The sequence below is a fragment of the Methanoculleus sp. UBA208 genome, from assembly GCF_002498065.1.
Taxonomy (GTDB): Archaea; Halobacteriota; Methanomicrobia; order Methanomicrobiales; family Methanoculleaceae; genus Methanoculleus.
In genome coordinates this window covers 24,409-40,729 of sequence record NZ_DAFZ01000053.1, presented here as the reverse complement: position 1 = coordinate 40,729, position 16,321 = coordinate 24,409, and the positions used below count along the sequence as shown (strand labels likewise).

The window sequence follows — 16,321 nt, the reverse complement described above, 5'->3', positions numbered from 1 at the left end:
GTAGCTCCGATAAATGAACAACATTCAGCTGGCCTGGTGAACTCCTATGGAAGAGACGCAAGAGATGGATACCCCGCGAAAGCGCTATGAATTTAAAAAGATGCTTGAGAGGCTTGCGGAGAAGGAGGGGAGCGGCACCGAGCTGATCACACTCTATATACCTCCGGATAAGCAGATATCCGACGTGACCGCCCAGCTCCGCGACGAGTTCGGGCAATGCGCGAACATCAAGAGCAAACAGACCCGGACGAACGTCCAGAGTGCCATATCCTCCATCCTCTCCCGCCTGAAATACTATAAGCGCCCGCCGGAGCACGGTATGGCGATCTTCTGCGGCACGATCAACACCGGGGGCGACCGCACCAACCTCGAGTGCGAGATCATCGAGCCGCCCGAGCCGCTCAACACCTACACGTACCGGTGCAGTTCCTCGTTCGAACTCGAGCCGCTGGAGCAGATGCTCGGCGAGAAGGAGATCTACGGCCTCATCGTCCTTGACCGGCGGGAAGCCTACGTCGGATTTCTCCGGGGCAATCGTATCGAGCCGGTCCGCGGCGTAACCTCGACAGTCCCCGGCAAGCAGCGAAAAGGAGGTCAGTCAAGTGTCCGTTTCCAGCGGCTGCGGCTGATCGCCATCAACGAGTTCTACAAGAAGATCGGCGACCTCGCGAGCGAGGTCTTCCTCGGCGAAAAAGACTTCTTCGAGCGGTTCAAGGGCGTGCTGATCGGCGGCCCGACCCCGACCAAGGAGGAGTTCGAGGCGGGCGGTTTCCTCCACCACGAACTGCAGAAACGGATCATCGGGCTCTTCGACGTCTCCTACACGAACGAGTCCGGGCTTGCCGAACTCGTCGAGAACGCGTCGGATGCCCTGAAGGGGCTCGATATCATCAAGGAGAAGACCGTGATGAACCGGTTCCTCCAGGAGCTGGTCAAAGACGACGGAGCGGCCGCCTACGGCGAGGAGAGCGTCAGAAAGAACCTGGAACTCGGCGCCGTCGACACCCTCCTCCTCTCCGACAAACTCCGGAGAGCCCGGCTGAAACTTGCCTGCTCAAACAGCGACTACACCGAGGAGCGGACGGTCAGCCTTGAGCCGGGCAAGCACATCAAGGACCTCGACTTCGGCACCTGCCCCAACGACGGCGGGTCGTTCTACGTGGCCGAAGAGACCGATATCATCGACGAGCTGACCACGTTCGCGGACCAGAGCAGCGCGACGGTCAGGATAATCTCGGACGATTTCGAAGAAGGGTCGATGCTCTACAATGCGTTCGGCGGGATCGCTGCAATCCTGCGTTACAGGACAGGATACTGATGTATCAGGAGAAGTACCACCAGATTGAGCGCATGCTCCGGGCATGCACCGGTGAAGAGGATGTCCTCCTCACGACGGGGGGGGATCACGCCGATCTCGCCTCTACGATAGCGTTTAAACTTGCGAAGGTTGAGAAACGGGCACCCCAGAAGATCGCGGCGGAGATCGCGGAGAAACTCTCGGCGAACCCCGAACTCGGGGATGTCCGGGTCGAAGCGACCGGGCCTTACGTCAACTTCCGGTTCGGCCCGACGCTTCTAGCAGAGGCGGTCAGGGAGGCGATCGAGCCCGGTTACGGGAGCCTCTCCCGCCGCTCCGGCCGGGTCGTGCTCGAACACACGAGCGCGAACCCGAACGGCCCGCTCCACGTCGGGCATATCAGAAACACCGTTATAGGCGACACCCTTGCCCGGACGTTCCGGAAAGCCGGGAACCCGCTCGAGGTGCAGTATTATCTCAATGATATGGGCCGCCAGATCGCCATCGTCTCCTGGGGGTTCGACCACCTCGATATCGCCCGGGAGGAGGGCGAGAAGGAAGACCACTACGTCGCCCGGGTCTACGTCGCGGCGAACCGGGAGATCGAGAAGAACCCCGGGATCACCGAAGAGATCGACCGCCTCATGCAGAAGGTGGAGCGCGGCGACGCCGAGACCGTCGCGAAGTTCCGGAAAGCCGTCTCCCTCTGCGCGGAGGGTATCAGGGCGACCCTTGCCGCCTTGAACGCCCACCACGACCGGTTCGTCTGGGAGAGCGACTTCGTCCGGATCGGCGACGTGGACCGGATCATCGAGCGGGTCCGGCGCCTGCCACAGGCCCACGAGGACGAGACGCTCTGGGTCGACCTCACCGGGCAGGGTTTCGAGAAGAAATACATCCTCCGGCGCAGCGACGGCACCTCGGTCTACAGCACCCGCGACCTCGCCTACCACACCTGGAAGGCACGCAACTACGACCGGATGATCGACGTCCTCGGGGCGGACCACAAACTGATCGGCGCCCAGCTCCGTGCCACCCTCAAACTCCTCGGCGAACAGCCGCCCGAGATCGTCTTCTTCGAGTTCGTCTCCCTCCCCGAAGGCTCGATGAGCACCCGGGCGGGCAAGTTCGTCTCGGCGGACGAACTGATCGAAGAGGTTGGCGCGAAGGCGTATGACGAGGTGACCGCCCGCCGGCCGGAACTCCCCGAAGAGGAACGGTGCTCGATCGCAAAGTCGGTCGCCATCGCCGCCATCCGCTACGACATCGTGAAAGTCTCCCCGGAGAAGAGCACGGTCTTCAACTGGAAGGAGGCGCTGGACTTCGAGCGGCAGAGCGGCCCCTACATCCAGTACGCCCATGCCCGGGCATGCAGCATCCTCGGGAAGGCCGGGGAGTTTACGCGGGCATACCACTACGAGACCGACCACGAGGTCGCGCTCGCCCGGCACCTCGCCCGGTTCCCGGCCGTCGTCGAGCAGACCGTGCAGGAACTCCGCCCGCACCTGCTCGCCTCTTACGCCCGCGAACTCGCCGACCTCTTCAACGCCTTCTACCACTACGACCCGGTCTTGAAGAGCGAGGGCGAGACCCGCAGCAGCCGCCTCGCGCTCGTGGACGCGGTCAGGAACACCTTACAGGAGTCCCTCGAGACTCTCGGGATCGATGCACTCAGAAGCATGTAAGGCCCTCAAAAAGCAGGGCTACCAGTTCATCACCCCGACCTCCTCGGCGGCCGTAAAACCCTGCATGTGGAACAAGCGGGCGCTCAAAGGTGGCGAGATGTGTTACAAGGCGCAGTTCTACGGCATCGAGAGCCACCGCTGTGTCCAGATGACCCCGACTCTCAAGTGCAACCAGCAGTGCCTCTTCTGCTGGCGATCGTTCGAGCACGAGGTCGTGGAGGAGGAGGAATGCCCGCCGGACGTCATCGTGGCAAACCTCCGGCGGGTCCAGAAGAAGGCCCTCTCGGGCTACAAGGTCTCCCCCTACGTCGCGCCGGAACGGTTCGCGGAGGCGCTCGACCCCACGATGGTCGCGATATCGCTCTCAGGGGAGCCGACCTGCTACTCGCGCCTCCCGGAGCTGGTCGATGCCCTCAACGCGGACGGATATACGACGTTCCTCGTCTCGAACGGCACCCGGCCCGATGTCCTCGCCCGGTGCCGGCCCTACCAGACCTACGTCTCGCTGGACGCTCCCGACCGGGAGACCTATCTCTCCCTCTGCCGGCCGAGGGAGGACTACTGGGACAGGATTCACGAGAGCCTCGCCGGACTCCGGGAACGCCGGTCGGCCATCCGCACCACCGTGGTGCGCGGCTACAATGACTTCTCCCCCGAGGGTTATGCAGCGATCTACCAGGACTCCGGGGCCCGGTTCGTGGAGGTAAAGGGTTATATGTATCTGGGGTACAGTAGGAATCGACTGCAGAGGGACCGGATGCCCGAACACCGCGAAGTAAGGGCATTTTCCGAGAAAATTGCGGAGCATTGCGATTATAGTATCAGGGACGAGAGCCCGGTGAGCCGGGTCGTCTGCCTGGAGCGAGACGTATGAGATTCGATGTGGAAGAGTTCAAAAAGAGGGCGAGAGAGGACTTCGAGCACGCATGGCACGAAGGGCCGTCGGTGCTGACGCCGCCGGGGGTCTCCGGCACGTACCCCCGGCTGAGGTACACCCGGGCGACACCGCACCCGATCTTCGAGATCGTGCAGCGGCTCCGCGAGACCTACCTCGCGATGGGGTTTGACGAGGCGATCAACCCCCTGATCGTCGAAGAATCGGACATCTACCGGCAATTCGGGCCTGAGGCGATGGCCGTCCTCGACCGGGTCTTCTACCTGGGCGGCCTGCCCCGCCCGAACGTCGGGATTGCAAGGAAGCAGATCGAGGAGATCGAGGCCATCCTCGGCCGTGCAGTCCCGCCCGGGGCCGAGGAGAAACTCCGCGAGACCCTCCACGGCTACAAGAAGGGAACGATCGACGGCGACGAACTGGCGCACGAACTCGCGGCCGTCCTCGAGGCCGACGACGCCGCCGTGGTGCATATCCTGGATGCGGTTTTCCCCGAATTCAAAGCGCTCGCCCCCGAGTCGTCGCGCAACACACTCCGGAGCCATATGACGAGCGGCTGGTTCCTGACGCTCTCCTCCCTCTGGGAGAAGCGTCACCTCCCGCTCCGGCTCTTCTCGGTCGACCGGTGTTTCCGGCGGGAGCAGGAGGAGGGGGCCACCCGCCTGATGACCTACCACTCGGCCTCCTGCATCGTCGCGGGGGAAGACGTCACCCTCGAGGAGGGGAAAGCCATCAGCGAAGCCCTCCTCTCGGCGTTCGGGTTTACGGAGTTCCGGTTCCAGCCCGACGAGAAGCGGTCGAAGTACTACATGCCCGAGACCCAGACAGAGGTCTACGCCCGCCACCCGGTCCTCGGCTGGGTCGAGGTGGCTACCTTCGGCATCTACTCGCCCTCGGCGCTCGCGGAGTACGGGATCGGCGTGCCGGTGATGAACCTCGGCCTCGGGGTGGAGCGGCTCGCGATGATCGCCTACCAGTCAAACGACGTCCGCCAGCTCACCTACCCGCAGTTCTTCCCGCAGGAGATCTCCGACCGCGAGATAGCCGGCGCCGTCCATCTCCGTGAGGGGCCGGCGTCCGCGACCGGGAAACGGATAGCGGAGGCGATTCGCGCCACGGCCGCCGAGCACGCCGCCGCCCCCGGGCCCTGTGCGTTCACCGCGTGGAAGGGCGAGATCGCGGGACGGAAGATAGAGGTGATCGTCGAGGAGCCCGAGTCCAACACCAAACTCTGCGGCCCTGCCTGCTTTAACGAGGTCTTCGTCCACAACGGCTCGGTCCTCGGCGTCCCGGACACCGAGAAGTGGGCGACCGTCCGGCAGGAAGGGGTCTCGACCGGCATCACCTACCTCGACGCGGTATCGAGCCTCGCCGCCGCACGGATCGAGGAGGCGGCGCGGTGCGGACAGGAGAGCCGCGTCCAGGTGAAGATGTCGAAACTTCCTTCAGACGTCAACCTGCGTATCGAAGAGTACGCGATGCGGTATATCACCGACCACAACAAAAAGGTGGACCTCCGGGGACCGGTCTTCCTGACGGTCAGATCCGTCATCCCGGAGCAGCCGACTCAATAAGGGCCTTCTCCCTCCCCGGCCTCTCTTTTTTCCCGGAAAGACCTTCCTTATCGCGCTCGATGCACCTTTTGAGCAGGGGCAGCACGTCCCGCTGGGCGACCAGGTTGAAGCGCGCCCTGCTCGGGGCGAGCCCGACCTTGATCGAGTAGGCTTCGGGCGGCATCGCCGCAAAGAGGTCCTCATCGGTCCGGTCGTCCCCGATAGCGAGGATGAAGTCCCAGGCGCGGCGGGAGACCCAGTTCAGCGCCGCCCTTCCTTTGTTGACGACGTTGTTCTTGATCTCGATGACCTTGTTCCCGTCCATGACACCGACGTTGAGGTTCGCCGTCAGGTGCAGGAGATCGTCTTTGAGGTCTTTAGCCCGCTGTGCGCCGAGCAGCGGTTCGGTTCTCCGGTAATGCCATACGAGGGAGTAGTCCTTCTCCTCGATGAAGGCGCCGGGCGTGCGATCCGTGTAGAGTTCGAGGAGCGGGTAGATCTCCCCCTTCCACTCGTCCGAGAGCGCCTCGGGCATCCGCCACTCACCGGAACGCTCCTTTATCCAGACGCCGTGTTCGGCGATGATCCCGATGTCCATCGCCCCGAACCAGGCCTCCAGCGTGGACCGATCCCTGCCGCTGATCACCACCACCTCGTTTCCCGGTGTGCGGGAGAGGGTCTTGAGCACCTCCCGCGTGGCGTCGCCGGGAACCGCCTTCTGCGGCCTTGCGGCGAACGGCACCAGGGTACCGTCGTAGTCGAGGAGGAGGAGCCGGTCCTTGCCGGCGGCGTAACCCGCGACCAGTTTCTCCCTGATGGCAGGGGTGACGACCTGTTCGGAGCGCTCGGCCTGGACCGCCCGCGCGTCGCCCAGCCGGGTGAGGAAGTCGCCGACCCAGTGCTCGATGTCGTAGCGCATCAGCCTCCTCTGCATCGTCCGGTTCCGCTCGATCTGCTCCTTCTCCGGCATGGCGAGCGCGGTCTCGATCGCCTCGATCACCGCGTCCTGGTCGTTCGGATTGACGATGATCGCCTCGCCGAGCTCCTCCGCCGCTCCCGCCATCTCGGAGAGGATAAGCACCCCGGTGCCGTCGGTCCTGGTGGCGACGTACTCTTTCGCCATCAGGTTCATGCCGTCCCGGAGCGGCGTCACCAGGGCGACGTCGGCGGCGCTGTAGAACGCCACCAGCGTCTCGAACGGGAGGAAGTTGTAGAAGTAGCGGATGGGGACCCAGTCGGTTGTCCCGTACTTCCCGTTGATGCGGCCGACGAGTTCGTCGATCCGTTTCTTCAACGCCTTGTAACTGCTGACACCGGTCCTGGACGGGACCGCGACGAGGACGAGGGAGACCTTCCCCCGGTACTCCGGCTTCTTCTCGAGGAGTGCGTCGAAGGCCTCGAGCCGGAGCGGGATTCCCTTCGTGTAGTCCAGGCGGTCGAAAGAGAGGATGATCTTCCGTTTCCCGTACTTCTGCCGGATCCGGGCGATCTCTTTCTGGACCTGGGTGCTGCCCGCGGAGTCGGCAAACCGGTGGTAATCGATGCCCATGGGAAAAAGGTCGGTCCGTACCATCCGGGTTCCGGTCCTGACCTCGCCGAAGGTGTGCTCGTAGCCGAGGAGCCGCCTGACGCTGGAAAGGAAGTGGCGAACGTAGCCGTAGGTGTGAAAGCCTATGAGGTCCGCCCCGAGCAGCCCGGAGAGGATCTCCTCCCTCCAGGGCAGGTGCCGGAATATCTCGAACGACGGGAAGGGGATGTGGTGGAAGTAGCCGATCTCGGCATCAGGCAGCCGCTCCCGGAGCATCTGCGGCAGAAGCATCAGGTGGTAGTCGTGGACCCAGATGGTGTCGTCGGGCCGGGCCACTTCCATCACGGCGTCGCAGAACTTCTCATTCACCCGCTGGTAGACCTGCCATGTCTTCGGGTCGTACTCTGCAGAGAGGTTGAAGTAGTGGAGGAGCGGCCAGAGGGTGTTGTTGCAGAATCCGTCGTAATAGTTCTTGATGTCGTACGGGGAGAGGAAGACCGGATGGCACTGCTCTTTTCCGAGTACCTCGACAATCCGCTCTTTCTCCTCTTCCTGTTTCTTCTGGATGTTTATACCAGGCCAGCCGACCCAGAGGCTCTCGTAGGACTTGTAGAAAGAGCCGACTCCCGTGGCAAGACCGCCGACACTCCGTTGCAGATGGAGATCGCCGTTCTTCCGGGAAACGCTGATCGGAAGCCTGTTTGAAACTATCAGTAACCGGTTCATGGTTGACCCTGCTCACACTCGTGGTATGATCCATCCTAAGATTCTCAACCAAAATTAAGTTTTTGGCGAAATCTCAAAAAATTGCAGATATCAAACCCCGGGCGAACTACTCCTCTCCCCGGCTCTCCCGGCGCCTGCAGCCACCGCGGCTCCCGCGCGTGTCCTATTCAGGCGATTCCGTCGGGGGATCCGGGGCGGTGGCTGGCGGAGGAGGGGCGGATTCGTGGGCGGGGTGGGCAGAGCAATCGGAATCTGGTTATCGTGTCGAGGCCGGATGCGGGGAGACAAAAAGAGGATGTCGATCCGATTTCCGGGGCCACGCGCGGGGGTGACGCAGCATCACCCCTCAAACGACCCCACCGCCCGGCGCTTCGCGCCTCCTCACCCGCACCTGACGGTGCTCAAACTCCTTCCCCGCACCTGACGGTGCTTAAGCTCCGTTCGCACCTCCGGTGCTCATGCTCCGGCCCTTCGGGCGCGTCGCATTCCTGCGGAACGTCGCACCCTGCGGGGAAGTCGTTCCGCCCCCCCTCAGGGGCGGGCAGTGCAGGGCGATATGCCCGGCCGGAGGGATAGGCGGGTATCCCTCCGGCCTGATTATCGGGAGTTGTGATATTCTCTCCATTTTAATGCGACTATAGAGGCAACGGCCGGTGGTGAGGGAGGATTGTTGTGGGACCAGGGTGCCGCACCTGCGTTCAACATCGCAAACGTTATATTTTTCTAACACCATGTTAGATATACATAACAGGTGAAGCGATGAAGAAGCGATACGCGATACAGATTGCGGCGGGAGCGGTTCTCGGCGCTGCAGGCATCCTCCTCCCGTTCCTCGTAGACGGGACAGAGGCAATCTCTTCGCTCCTGGTGACGATCGGTCTCGTGATCCTCGCGGTGGCCGTGGTCCGGCACTGGAGGTTCCGGGACGAGCCGGAGAGAGACGAGCGGACGCAGAAGATCGGGGCATACGCCATCTCCTACTCCTGGCTCCTCACCATCGTCTTCCTCGCGCTCCTCTTCTGGGTGGACTATCTCGGTGTGGTCGCCCTCACGGTCGAGGCCGTGCTGCTCTCCGCCATCCTGCTGATGGGGCTCTCCGCACGGCTATTCCAGTGGTACCTCTTCCGGCAGGGGGACGTGGCGTGAGGCCGACGTTGCAGGCGGTGGTCGGTGGGGCCTCCATCCTCACTGGAGCCGCCTTCGGCGTGATCCTCCCCGGGCTGAACCCCTGGATACCCATCATCCTCATCCCCTTCGGGGTGCTGCTCATCGCCGGGGCCGTGATGGAGCGGATGAAGACCGACGAAGGTCCCCCAGACGACGAACGGCTCCGCAAGATCCGCGCGTTCGCACGCCCGTACGCCTGGCAGGTCTTGTTTGTCGCCCTGATGTTCCTGCTCTTCGTCGATTTTGCTGGCATGGTCCGGCTGAGCGGGAGGGAGGTGCTGGTTGCACTTTTCCTTCTTGCGGGGATCAGCGCGAGCGTTGCGGAACTATACCTGCTCCGGGAGGGGGACGCCGGGTGAAGACCCGGATCCGGGAACTCCGGGCGAAGGCGGGGATCACCCAGGAGGAACTGGCGCAGCGGGTCGGGGTCCGGCGGGAGACGATCGTCTTCCTCGAGAAGGGGAAGTATAACCCCTCCCTGAAACTCGCCTACAAAGTGGCCCACACTCTCGGCTCCACCATCGAAGAGGTCTTCACCTTCGAGGAAGAGGACCTGGCATGATCGTGCCGTAGCCGGCAGAGGCTGCACGGCAGGCAGGGGGCACCGCAACCGGCGCCCTCCGTGAGCCGGCCGACGATCGGGTGCAGCAGAAAGCGCCCGCTCCGGGACGATATGGCAGAACAACAAAGGAATCGCAAAAAATGATATTGGGGACAATCTCTAAGGTTGGAGTGGCAGGGTAAAAGCATTTTGATTTGGAATTCTGGCAATAATTGCCCCGATTTTACATCAGCCCAATGATCAGGGCCATTTTCAGGGAATTCATTTTTATCATAACCTGAATATATTATATGGGAACGCTCCGGTTATTCGGAATGAGCGCAGCGCCCGGGAATTGTTTTCCGCCTTTTGGAGAGATACGTATCGATCTTTTCTACCCCACCGATCACCGCCGTCCGGCCGCTCCGGTGCAGACCCGCGGACGGCAGGCCGTACAGAACGCCGGCCCCTTCCGATCGGTCTCGGCGATGGTGTTTGAGAAACGCATGACGCATCGGGGGTCTTTGCAGTGAGCGAGCCCGAAGGTGTGCCCCAGTTCATGCACCGCTTCCACGACGGCCCGGTGCCGGAAGACGGCCGGGTCCTCGGGGAGGCTGTAAAACGGCTGCCTGAGGCGATGCAGGGAGATCAGGGCACACCTCCGGCCCGCTATCCCGAAGACGAAGTTCATGCCCGGGAAGTAGAGATCCGCGTTGGTGACCCCCAGCACCCGGCCGTCGCCGGTGGTCTCCACGGAGAGCGAGAGGAACTCGAGCACCATCTCCGCGTCGTACTGGCCGCGGGCGGCGTTCCGCGCGGCTGCGGGAAGCGGGACCTCCTCCCCGATCGCGACGCCGCGGGAGAACGCCGCTTCCAGGGGATCCTCGAGCATCCGTATCTCTGCCGGATCGACCTTCCCGATCGGGACCAGGACAATACTCATGGGGGCATCCCGGCGGCGGGTATCGGCAGGCAAGAACTTGATGGTATCGGTCAGGGGTTCAGAGGGGGGCTCCCATGACAGAGAGCCGTCCGGCAAGGTCGCCGAGGATCATAACAGCCGCAACCCTGTCGAGCGGCTGGTTCTGGTTCCCGCACTTCGGCGAGTAGATGCATGCCGGGCATCCCGCGGCGCACCCGCAGTCGCGGACCAGCTCGTGCGCCGTCCCGGTGATCGCGGGAAGGAGATCGAACGCCTTCTCCGCAAGCCCGATCCCGCCCTCGTATCCGTCGTAGACGAATATCGTCGGCGCACCGGTCGCGGGGTGGAGAGGGGTCGAGAGCCCGCCGATATCGCGGCGGTCGCAGACGGCATGATGGGGCATGACGGCGATCAGGGCGTGCTCCGCACCGTGCAGCCCGCCGGCAAGGTCCCGCCCCCCGGCGGCGACCGCTTCCGCCGCCCGATCCGGCAGGATGAACCAGAGAGCCTTCGTCTCAAGGTGGAGCGGCGGGAGGTCCAGCCGGTGGTAACTCACGGCCCGGCCGTAGTGGCGCACCGTATACCCGACGACCTCTTCGGTGACCGTGACGTCGCCGAACGAGACCTGCACGCCGCCGATATCGCGGCACCGGAGTTCCCGCACGACCGCCACGTCGGTGGTGGAGAGAGGCTGAGTGTAGGTATCCGTATCGGTCTCCTCCACCCGGATCGTCTGCCGGTCGAGGTCCATCCCGGTCACCGCATAGGTCTCCCCCCGGTGGAGGAGGACGGCACCCGGGTGTCCCTCCCGGTAGGCCTGCCCCCGATCCATCGTCTCAAGCAGCCTCGCCCCGTGCATCACCCGGAAGGTATCGGAAGAGACGGCGTCGAGGCCGACCGTATCCGCCGCCCGCCCCTGTCCGGCGTATATCCAGCCCCTCGAGGCCTTCCGGAGCAGGTGGACCCGCTCGAACGCCGCAAGCATCTCCGGCAGATCCGCGCCGAACCAGCGGCCGTCGCGCTCCGGGTCGACCGGGAGTTCCGCCGCCGCGCAGAGGAGGTGGCCCGAGAGGATGTAGGGGTTCCCCGTATCCACGACGGCGTGCTCGCAGGGGCGCGAGAAGAACGCCTGCAGGTGGCGCATGAAATACTGGTCGAGCGGGTTCTCGAACGCGACGAGGACGGCAAACGACTCGCCGGAGCGGCGCCCGGACCGTCCCGCCTGCTGCCGGACCGAGATCATCGTCCCGGGATACCCGGAGATGACACCGTCAAGCGACCCGATATCGATCCCGAGTTCGAGGGCGTTCGTCGTCACGACGCCGCGGAGACTGCCGTCTTTAAGGGCGTCCTCGATCGCCCGGCGGTCTTTTGGGAGATAGCCGGCCCGGTAGGTGCTTATCCCGGGGACGCTGCCGGACCGGATCGCGATCAGTTCGGCAAGTTTCCGGGAGACAGTGAAACAGAGCGTCCGGCACCCGCTCTCCACCAACGTGAGGAGAAGGTCTTTTGTCACCGAATGGACGGACCGCCCGCCGCCGCCGGCAGAGGGGTTGCAGAGGACGAACGTCTTTGCACCCGCCGGCGACCCGTCCTCTCCGACAGGGATCGCCTCCTCCCCGGTCAGGCGGGCGGCGAACTCCGCGGGGTTTGCAAGGGTGGCGGAGGAGAGGACGAACTGCGGGCGGGCGCCGTAGTGCCCGGCGATACGTGCAAGGCGGCGGAGGAGCATGGCCATATGCGACCCCGCGACGCCGCGGTAACGGTGCGCCTCGTCGACCACCACGAACCGGAGGTTGCGGAAAAACCGGCTCCACTTCACGTGCCAGGCGAGGACCCGGTGGAGCTCGTGCGGGTTCGAGAGGATGACCCTTGAGCGCTCCCGGATCGCCGGGCGCCTCCCGGCGGGCGTGTCGCCGTCGTAGATGGCGGCATCCACCCCGATCCCGGAGGATCTCTCCAGTTCCCGGACCACCTTCACCTGGTCGTTCGCGAGCGCTTTCGTCGGGTAGAGGAAGAGCGCGGTCGCGGCGGGGTCGGCGGCGAGGCGTTCGAAGACCGGGAGCAGGAACGCGAGCGTCTTCCCGCTCGCGGTCGGGGTGGTGATGATGACGTTCTCCCCCGCCCGCAGGTGCTCGATCGCCGCGCACTGGTGGGTGTAGAGCCGGACCCCCTTTCCGTCGCAGTAGGCCCGGAGTCCGTCCGGGAGGGGGCGGGAGAGGTCTCCGTACCGGGCTCTCCGGGGAGGGACGGGCTCGATATGCACGACCTGCTCCCGAAAGCCGGGGTCGGCCGCGAGCAGGCCGAGGAAGTCACGCACCGCCGTCGCCATCCCCCCGGAGTATGGCAAAAAGCCTGGCGAGCGAGACGAGGTCCTGCCGGTTATGCTCCACCACCGGGACGAGCGGGCCGGGGTTTCCCGTCCGCTGGTAGGCGTCGTAAAACTCCGGCACCATCCGGCCCGGAACGTCGTTTTCCCGGTCGACGCCGAGGACCCCGGTCTCGAGCGCGCCGAGCCGGCAGGTGGCGAGCGAGTCCCTCCAGCGGCGGCGTGCAAAGTGGAGGACGTCAAAATGAGGCATGCCGAGGTCTGCCAGGATGCCGTAGTAGGCGAGCCGTTCCCGGATATAGGGGAGGTCGAACGTCCGGCCGTTGAAGGTGACGAGGGCCGTGCCTTCCGCTTCCAGGCCGGGAAGAACAGCGGTAAGCACCGCTTCCTCCTCAACGACCGACCGGAGCAGGTACTGGCGGACGGCGATCGATCCGCCCCGGACCCGGGCGAGGCCGATCAGGATGATCGGCCGGGAGAAGAGCCCCAGCGTCTCGATGTCGAGGAAGACGAAGTCTTCGGGGGCATGGAACCGGCTGGCCTCGAGGAGGAGCGGGTCGCTTCGCCGGTGCCGCCGCCCGATCCACTCCAGAAGATCGCAGGTGTTTCCCTGCGCCACCGTATCGAGAAGGCGTACGGCCTCCCGCCGGTAGAGCGGGTGCCGGGCAAGATCGGCAACCGTCCGGTAGCCCCGCCCCTTCAGCCTCCGCTCCGTCACTTCGCCGATGCCGCGGACCAGTTTGAGGTCGCCGAGGACGGCCGCCGCCGCCCGGGCCGGGTCGCGGCCGTCGAGATCCATGGCGCTCCGGGATTCGAGGACGAAACACGTCCCGGAGGGACATGCAACCTCCCGGCCGCAGAAGACATCCTCGAATGCCCGGCCCCGGTACCCGGCAACAAGGTCGTCCCGGAGTCTCCGGGCCCTGTCGTAGTCGGAGCGGGGGACGAACGAGGACCAGGGGGCGGGGAGAAAACCCTCGCTCTCATTAGCGAGATCGTATTCCCCGGCCCGGTCAATCCGGGCCCGCCACAGCCTCCCTGCCTGATCGAACGGGTGAGCCATCCTGTCGACAGAAGGTTGGATCCTGCCGGAATTGAACCTGACCCCCGTGTGGTGAAAGTGAACGAAGGAACGGTCTCCCCGAGATCACTCCCGCCGTGCAGGCCTCACCACGATCGAGCATGTACCGTCGCCGGCACAGATGGCACTCCGGTACTTCAACGTGTAGTCCCGGTTCAGGTCGGGTATCGCGGCTTTTGAGTAGGCGTGACAGGCGTTGCAGACGGCAAGAGGGTTCTCCCCCTGCTCTTTTGCCCGGGTGGTCATCGCGCACTTCCGGACGGTCAGGATCGCCTCGTCCGGTGCTGAGTCTTTGACCTCATACCGGTATTCCGGCCCGAAGAGCACCCCTGTCGCCGCCGCAAACGCTTCCGCAACCTCCCGGGCGTTTCCGAGCGGCATCCCGAAAGCACGGGCGATGACGCCCGCTTCCCGGCCCTGCTCCCGCCATACCGCCCGCTCGATCTCGTTGTAGAGCTGATCGTCGGCGCCGTCCCTGATGGCCCGCCGGTAGGCAAGCGGCAGCGCGGAGACCTCCCGGGCGGCGAGTTTCCATCGTACGTCCACCGGTATCCGTTCAAATACATCCATATCCTCTTTCCCCTCCTCGTGACGGTTTCGGATCGGGGGCGATTACACCTGCAACCCCATGAAGGTTCTCATGATTGCGCCGCGCCTCTCCGGGCACCGCATAAATACTCCCGCGGACAACAGAAGGAGAGACATGAAGATCGGAGCAGTCCTGATCGATATCGACGGCGTCCTCTACGTCGGCGACCGGCCGGTCGTTGGAGCGGACCAAACACTCCGGGAACTCGACCGGCGGGGAACACCTTACCGGTTCGTCTCCAACACCACCCGCCGATCCCGCCGCTCGGTCGCCGCCCGCCTGCAGGATCTGGGCTACGCCGTCCCGGAACCCTGGATCATCACCGCCCCGGTCGCCGCCGCCGCGCACCTGCGGGAAGGAGGGCGGACCCGGTGCTTCCTCCTCACCACTCCCGACGCCCGGAGAGACTTCGAGGAGGCCGGCATCACGGCCGTTGAGGAGGATGCCGATGCGGTCGTGGTCGCCGACGCGGCCGACAGCCTCGCCTACGAGCGCCTGAACCGGGCTTTCCGCCTTCTCGTGGACGGTGCAGACCTCGTCGCGCTCGAGAAAGACCGGTACTGGATGGGGCCGGACGGGCTGATGCTCTCGGCCGGCCCCTTCGTGGCCGCGCTCGAGTACGCCGCCGGAAAGGAGGCGGAGGTGATCGGGAAACCCTCCCCGGCGTTCTTCCGTCGTGCGCTCCGCGAGATCGGGGCGGACCCCCGCGAAGCGGCGATGGTCGGCGACGACATCGTCACCGATATCGGCGGCGCCCGGGCCTCCGGGATGAAAGGCATCCTGGTCAGGACCGGCAAGTACCGGGAAGAGGCTGTCCGCGCTTCAGGCATCACGCCGGACCTCGTCATCGACTCGCTCGCGGATCTCCCTGATTACATCTGATACCATGTGGAAACGGATCCTCACCGCGCTCGTCCTCGTCGCCGCGGCACTCGGCGCCGGGTGCCTGGGCGGCCTCCTGCACCCGGCGGTCGTCCCGCCGGCGATCGTGCCGGTCGAGGGGCCGGCCCTCGATCAGGCGCCGGTCTACACCTTCCCCTTCGGGGACGGTGAGGAGACGATCCGGGTCAGTCCAGACCCGGCGGTCTACGCCGGCGCTAAGAAAGCGGATCGGCAACTCTACCTCTCTAAAGACCTCTCAAAAGAGGAGTGGATCCCGATCTACTACCTGGCGTTCATCAACGACTCCCACCAGGAACCCTTTTACGCGGATCTGCTTGCGGCCCTCCGGGAGATCCGGGACCGGGAAGGGCTCGACGACGACCGCTACCTGGAACTGATAGCCGCGTTCGTGCAGTCCATCCCGTATGAGACCGACGCCTCGATCGTGGAGCCGAAGTTTCCCATCGAGACCTGCGTGGACGCCGAAGGCGACTGCGACGACAAAAGCCTCCTCCTCGCCGGGCTCCTCGCACGGGAGGGTTATGGGGTCGCGCTCCTCTACTTCGGCGACGAGGGGCACATGGCCGTCGGGGTGGAGAGCACCGGGTGCTTCTACCGCAACACTTCTTTCGCCTACATCGAGGCCACGAACGCAAGTTACGTGGGCATCCCGCCCGCGGCGCTCGCGGACGGGACGGTCCTCTCCTCCGACCCGCTCGTGATCCCGGTCGGGGGCGGAGACCGGTGCTACGCGGCGTGCGGCGAGATTGAGACGATCGAACGAGCCCTCGCGGCATCCCGCAACCGGGTCGAGGAACTCGGGGCGGAACTCGCGGCACGCGACCGGGAGCTCGAGGAGGAGAGAGCGTCCCTCGACGTCCTCGGCGCACGGCTGACGGCTCTCTCCCGGTCGGGGGAGATCCGGGATTACAACCGCCTCGTCCCGGAATACAACCGGAAGGCCCGGGACTACAACGACGCGATAGACGCTTACAACGCCCCGCTCGCTGAGGCGGAGGCTGCCGTGGATCTCCACAACTACCTCGTCGCCCACGCTTACGACCGGCCCGGGTCGTACCTCCGTGCCCGGGCATACCTCGCGGGATGACCGGGAGAACTTACGCCAGAC

14 protein-coding genes are annotated in these 16,321 nt (G+C 64.7%); 9 read left to right on the top strand and 5 right to left on the bottom strand.

The annotated features are described in order from the left end of the window. The first annotated feature begins 46 nt into the window (after nt 1-46). The 4 genes from prf1 to sepS are packed head-to-tail and all read left to right on the top strand — an operon-like array spanning nt 47 to nt 5,448. Nucleotides 47-1,318 carry a peptide chain release factor aRF-1 gene (prf1, locus tag BRA62_RS05350; RefSeq protein ID WP_292365457.1) on the top strand — a complete coding sequence of 424 codons (1,272 nt, stop codon included), beginning with the start codon at nt 47-49 and terminating at the stop codon, nt 1,316-1,318. Then, on the top strand, nt 1,318-2,982 hold the full coding sequence (gene argS / locus BRA62_RS05345; RefSeq protein WP_292365455.1) for an arginine--tRNA ligase: 1,665 nt from the start codon (nt 1,318-1,320) through the stop codon (nt 2,980-2,982). The genes prf1 and argS overlap by 1 nt, the downstream gene beginning before the upstream one ends. Beyond that, complete coding sequence (gene twy1 / locus BRA62_RS05340; RefSeq protein WP_292365453.1) at nt 2,963-3,856, top strand: 4-demethylwyosine synthase TYW1; 894 nt, start codon at nt 2,963-2,965, stop codon at nt 3,854-3,856. Before argS ends, twy1 begins: the two co-directional genes overlap by 20 nt. Then, complete coding sequence (sepS, locus tag BRA62_RS05335; RefSeq protein ID WP_292365451.1) at nt 3,853-5,448, top strand: O-phosphoserine--tRNA ligase; 1,596 nt, start codon at nt 3,853-3,855, stop codon at nt 5,446-5,448. Before twy1 ends, sepS begins: the two co-directional genes overlap by 4 nt. On the opposite strand, the gene BRA62_RS05330 is transcribed toward sepS, so the two are convergent. Continuing rightward, complete coding sequence (locus BRA62_RS05330) at nt 5,423-7,681, bottom strand: bifunctional alpha,alpha-trehalose-phosphate synthase (UDP-forming)/trehalose-phosphatase (RefSeq protein ID WP_292365449.1); 2,259 nt, start codon at nt 7,679-7,681, stop codon at nt 5,423-5,425. The genes sepS and BRA62_RS05330 overlap by 26 nt on opposite strands. A 759-nt stretch (nt 7,682-8,440) precedes the next feature. Here BRA62_RS05330 and BRA62_RS05325 point away from each other — a divergent pair. From BRA62_RS05325 to BRA62_RS05315, 3 genes are read left to right on the top strand one after another with little or no spacing between them, the layout of a single operon-like run. After that, a complete protein-coding gene (locus BRA62_RS05325) occupies nt 8,441-8,827 on the top strand; it encodes a hypothetical protein (protein WP_292365447.1) in 387 nt (128 codons plus the stop codon). Next, nucleotides 8,824-9,207: a hypothetical protein gene (locus BRA62_RS05320; protein ID WP_292365445.1), complete on the top strand. Its 384-nt coding sequence runs from the start codon at nt 8,824-8,826 to the stop codon at nt 9,205-9,207. Before BRA62_RS05325 ends, BRA62_RS05320 begins: the two co-directional genes overlap by 4 nt. Continuing rightward, a complete protein-coding gene (locus BRA62_RS05315) occupies nt 9,204-9,410 on the top strand; it encodes a helix-turn-helix transcriptional regulator (protein WP_048112121.1) in 207 nt (68 codons plus the stop codon). Before BRA62_RS05320 ends, BRA62_RS05315 begins: the two co-directional genes overlap by 4 nt. A 385-nt stretch (nt 9,411-9,795) precedes the next feature. On the opposite strand, the gene BRA62_RS05310 is transcribed toward BRA62_RS05315, so the two are convergent. From BRA62_RS05310 to BRA62_RS05295, 4 genes are all read right to left on the bottom strand, one after another. Then, nucleotides 9,796-10,332 carry an archaemetzincin family Zn-dependent metalloprotease gene (locus BRA62_RS05310; RefSeq protein WP_292365441.1) on the bottom strand — a complete coding sequence of 179 codons (537 nt, stop codon included), beginning with the start codon at nt 10,330-10,332 and terminating at the stop codon, nt 9,796-9,798. Nucleotides 10,333-10,390: 58 nt separating this feature from the next. Further along, the gene (locus tag BRA62_RS05305; protein WP_292365440.1) at nt 10,391-12,643 is read right to left on the bottom strand and encodes a DEAD/DEAH box helicase; all 2,253 of its coding nucleotides are present in this window, start codon (nt 12,641-12,643) and stop codon (nt 10,391-10,393) included. Continuing rightward, nucleotides 12,624-13,703 (bottom strand): ribonuclease H-like domain-containing protein, encoded by a 1,080-nt coding sequence (locus BRA62_RS05300; protein ID WP_292365439.1) that lies wholly within the window; start codon nt 13,701-13,703, stop codon nt 12,624-12,626. The genes BRA62_RS05305 and BRA62_RS05300 overlap by 20 nt, the downstream gene beginning before the upstream one ends. 84 nt (nt 13,704-13,787) lie before the next feature. Beyond that, a complete protein-coding gene (locus BRA62_RS05295) occupies nt 13,788-14,291 on the bottom strand; it encodes a hypothetical protein (protein WP_292365437.1) in 504 nt (167 codons plus the stop codon). 133 nt (nt 14,292-14,424) lie between these two features. Here BRA62_RS05295 and BRA62_RS05290 point away from each other — a divergent pair, with 133 nt between their 5' ends. Both BRA62_RS05290 and BRA62_RS05285 read left to right on the top strand, forming a co-directional pair. Continuing rightward, nucleotides 14,425-15,192, top strand: a complete 768-nt coding sequence (locus tag BRA62_RS05290; RefSeq protein ID WP_292365435.1) for a TIGR01458 family HAD-type hydrolase — start codon at nt 14,425-14,427, stop codon at nt 15,190-15,192. A gap of 4 nt (nt 15,193-15,196) precedes the next feature. Continuing rightward, nucleotides 15,197-16,300, top strand: a complete 1,104-nt coding sequence (locus BRA62_RS05285) for a hypothetical protein (RefSeq protein WP_292365433.1) — start codon at nt 15,197-15,199, stop codon at nt 16,298-16,300. Nucleotides 16,301-16,321: the final 21 nt, after the last annotated feature.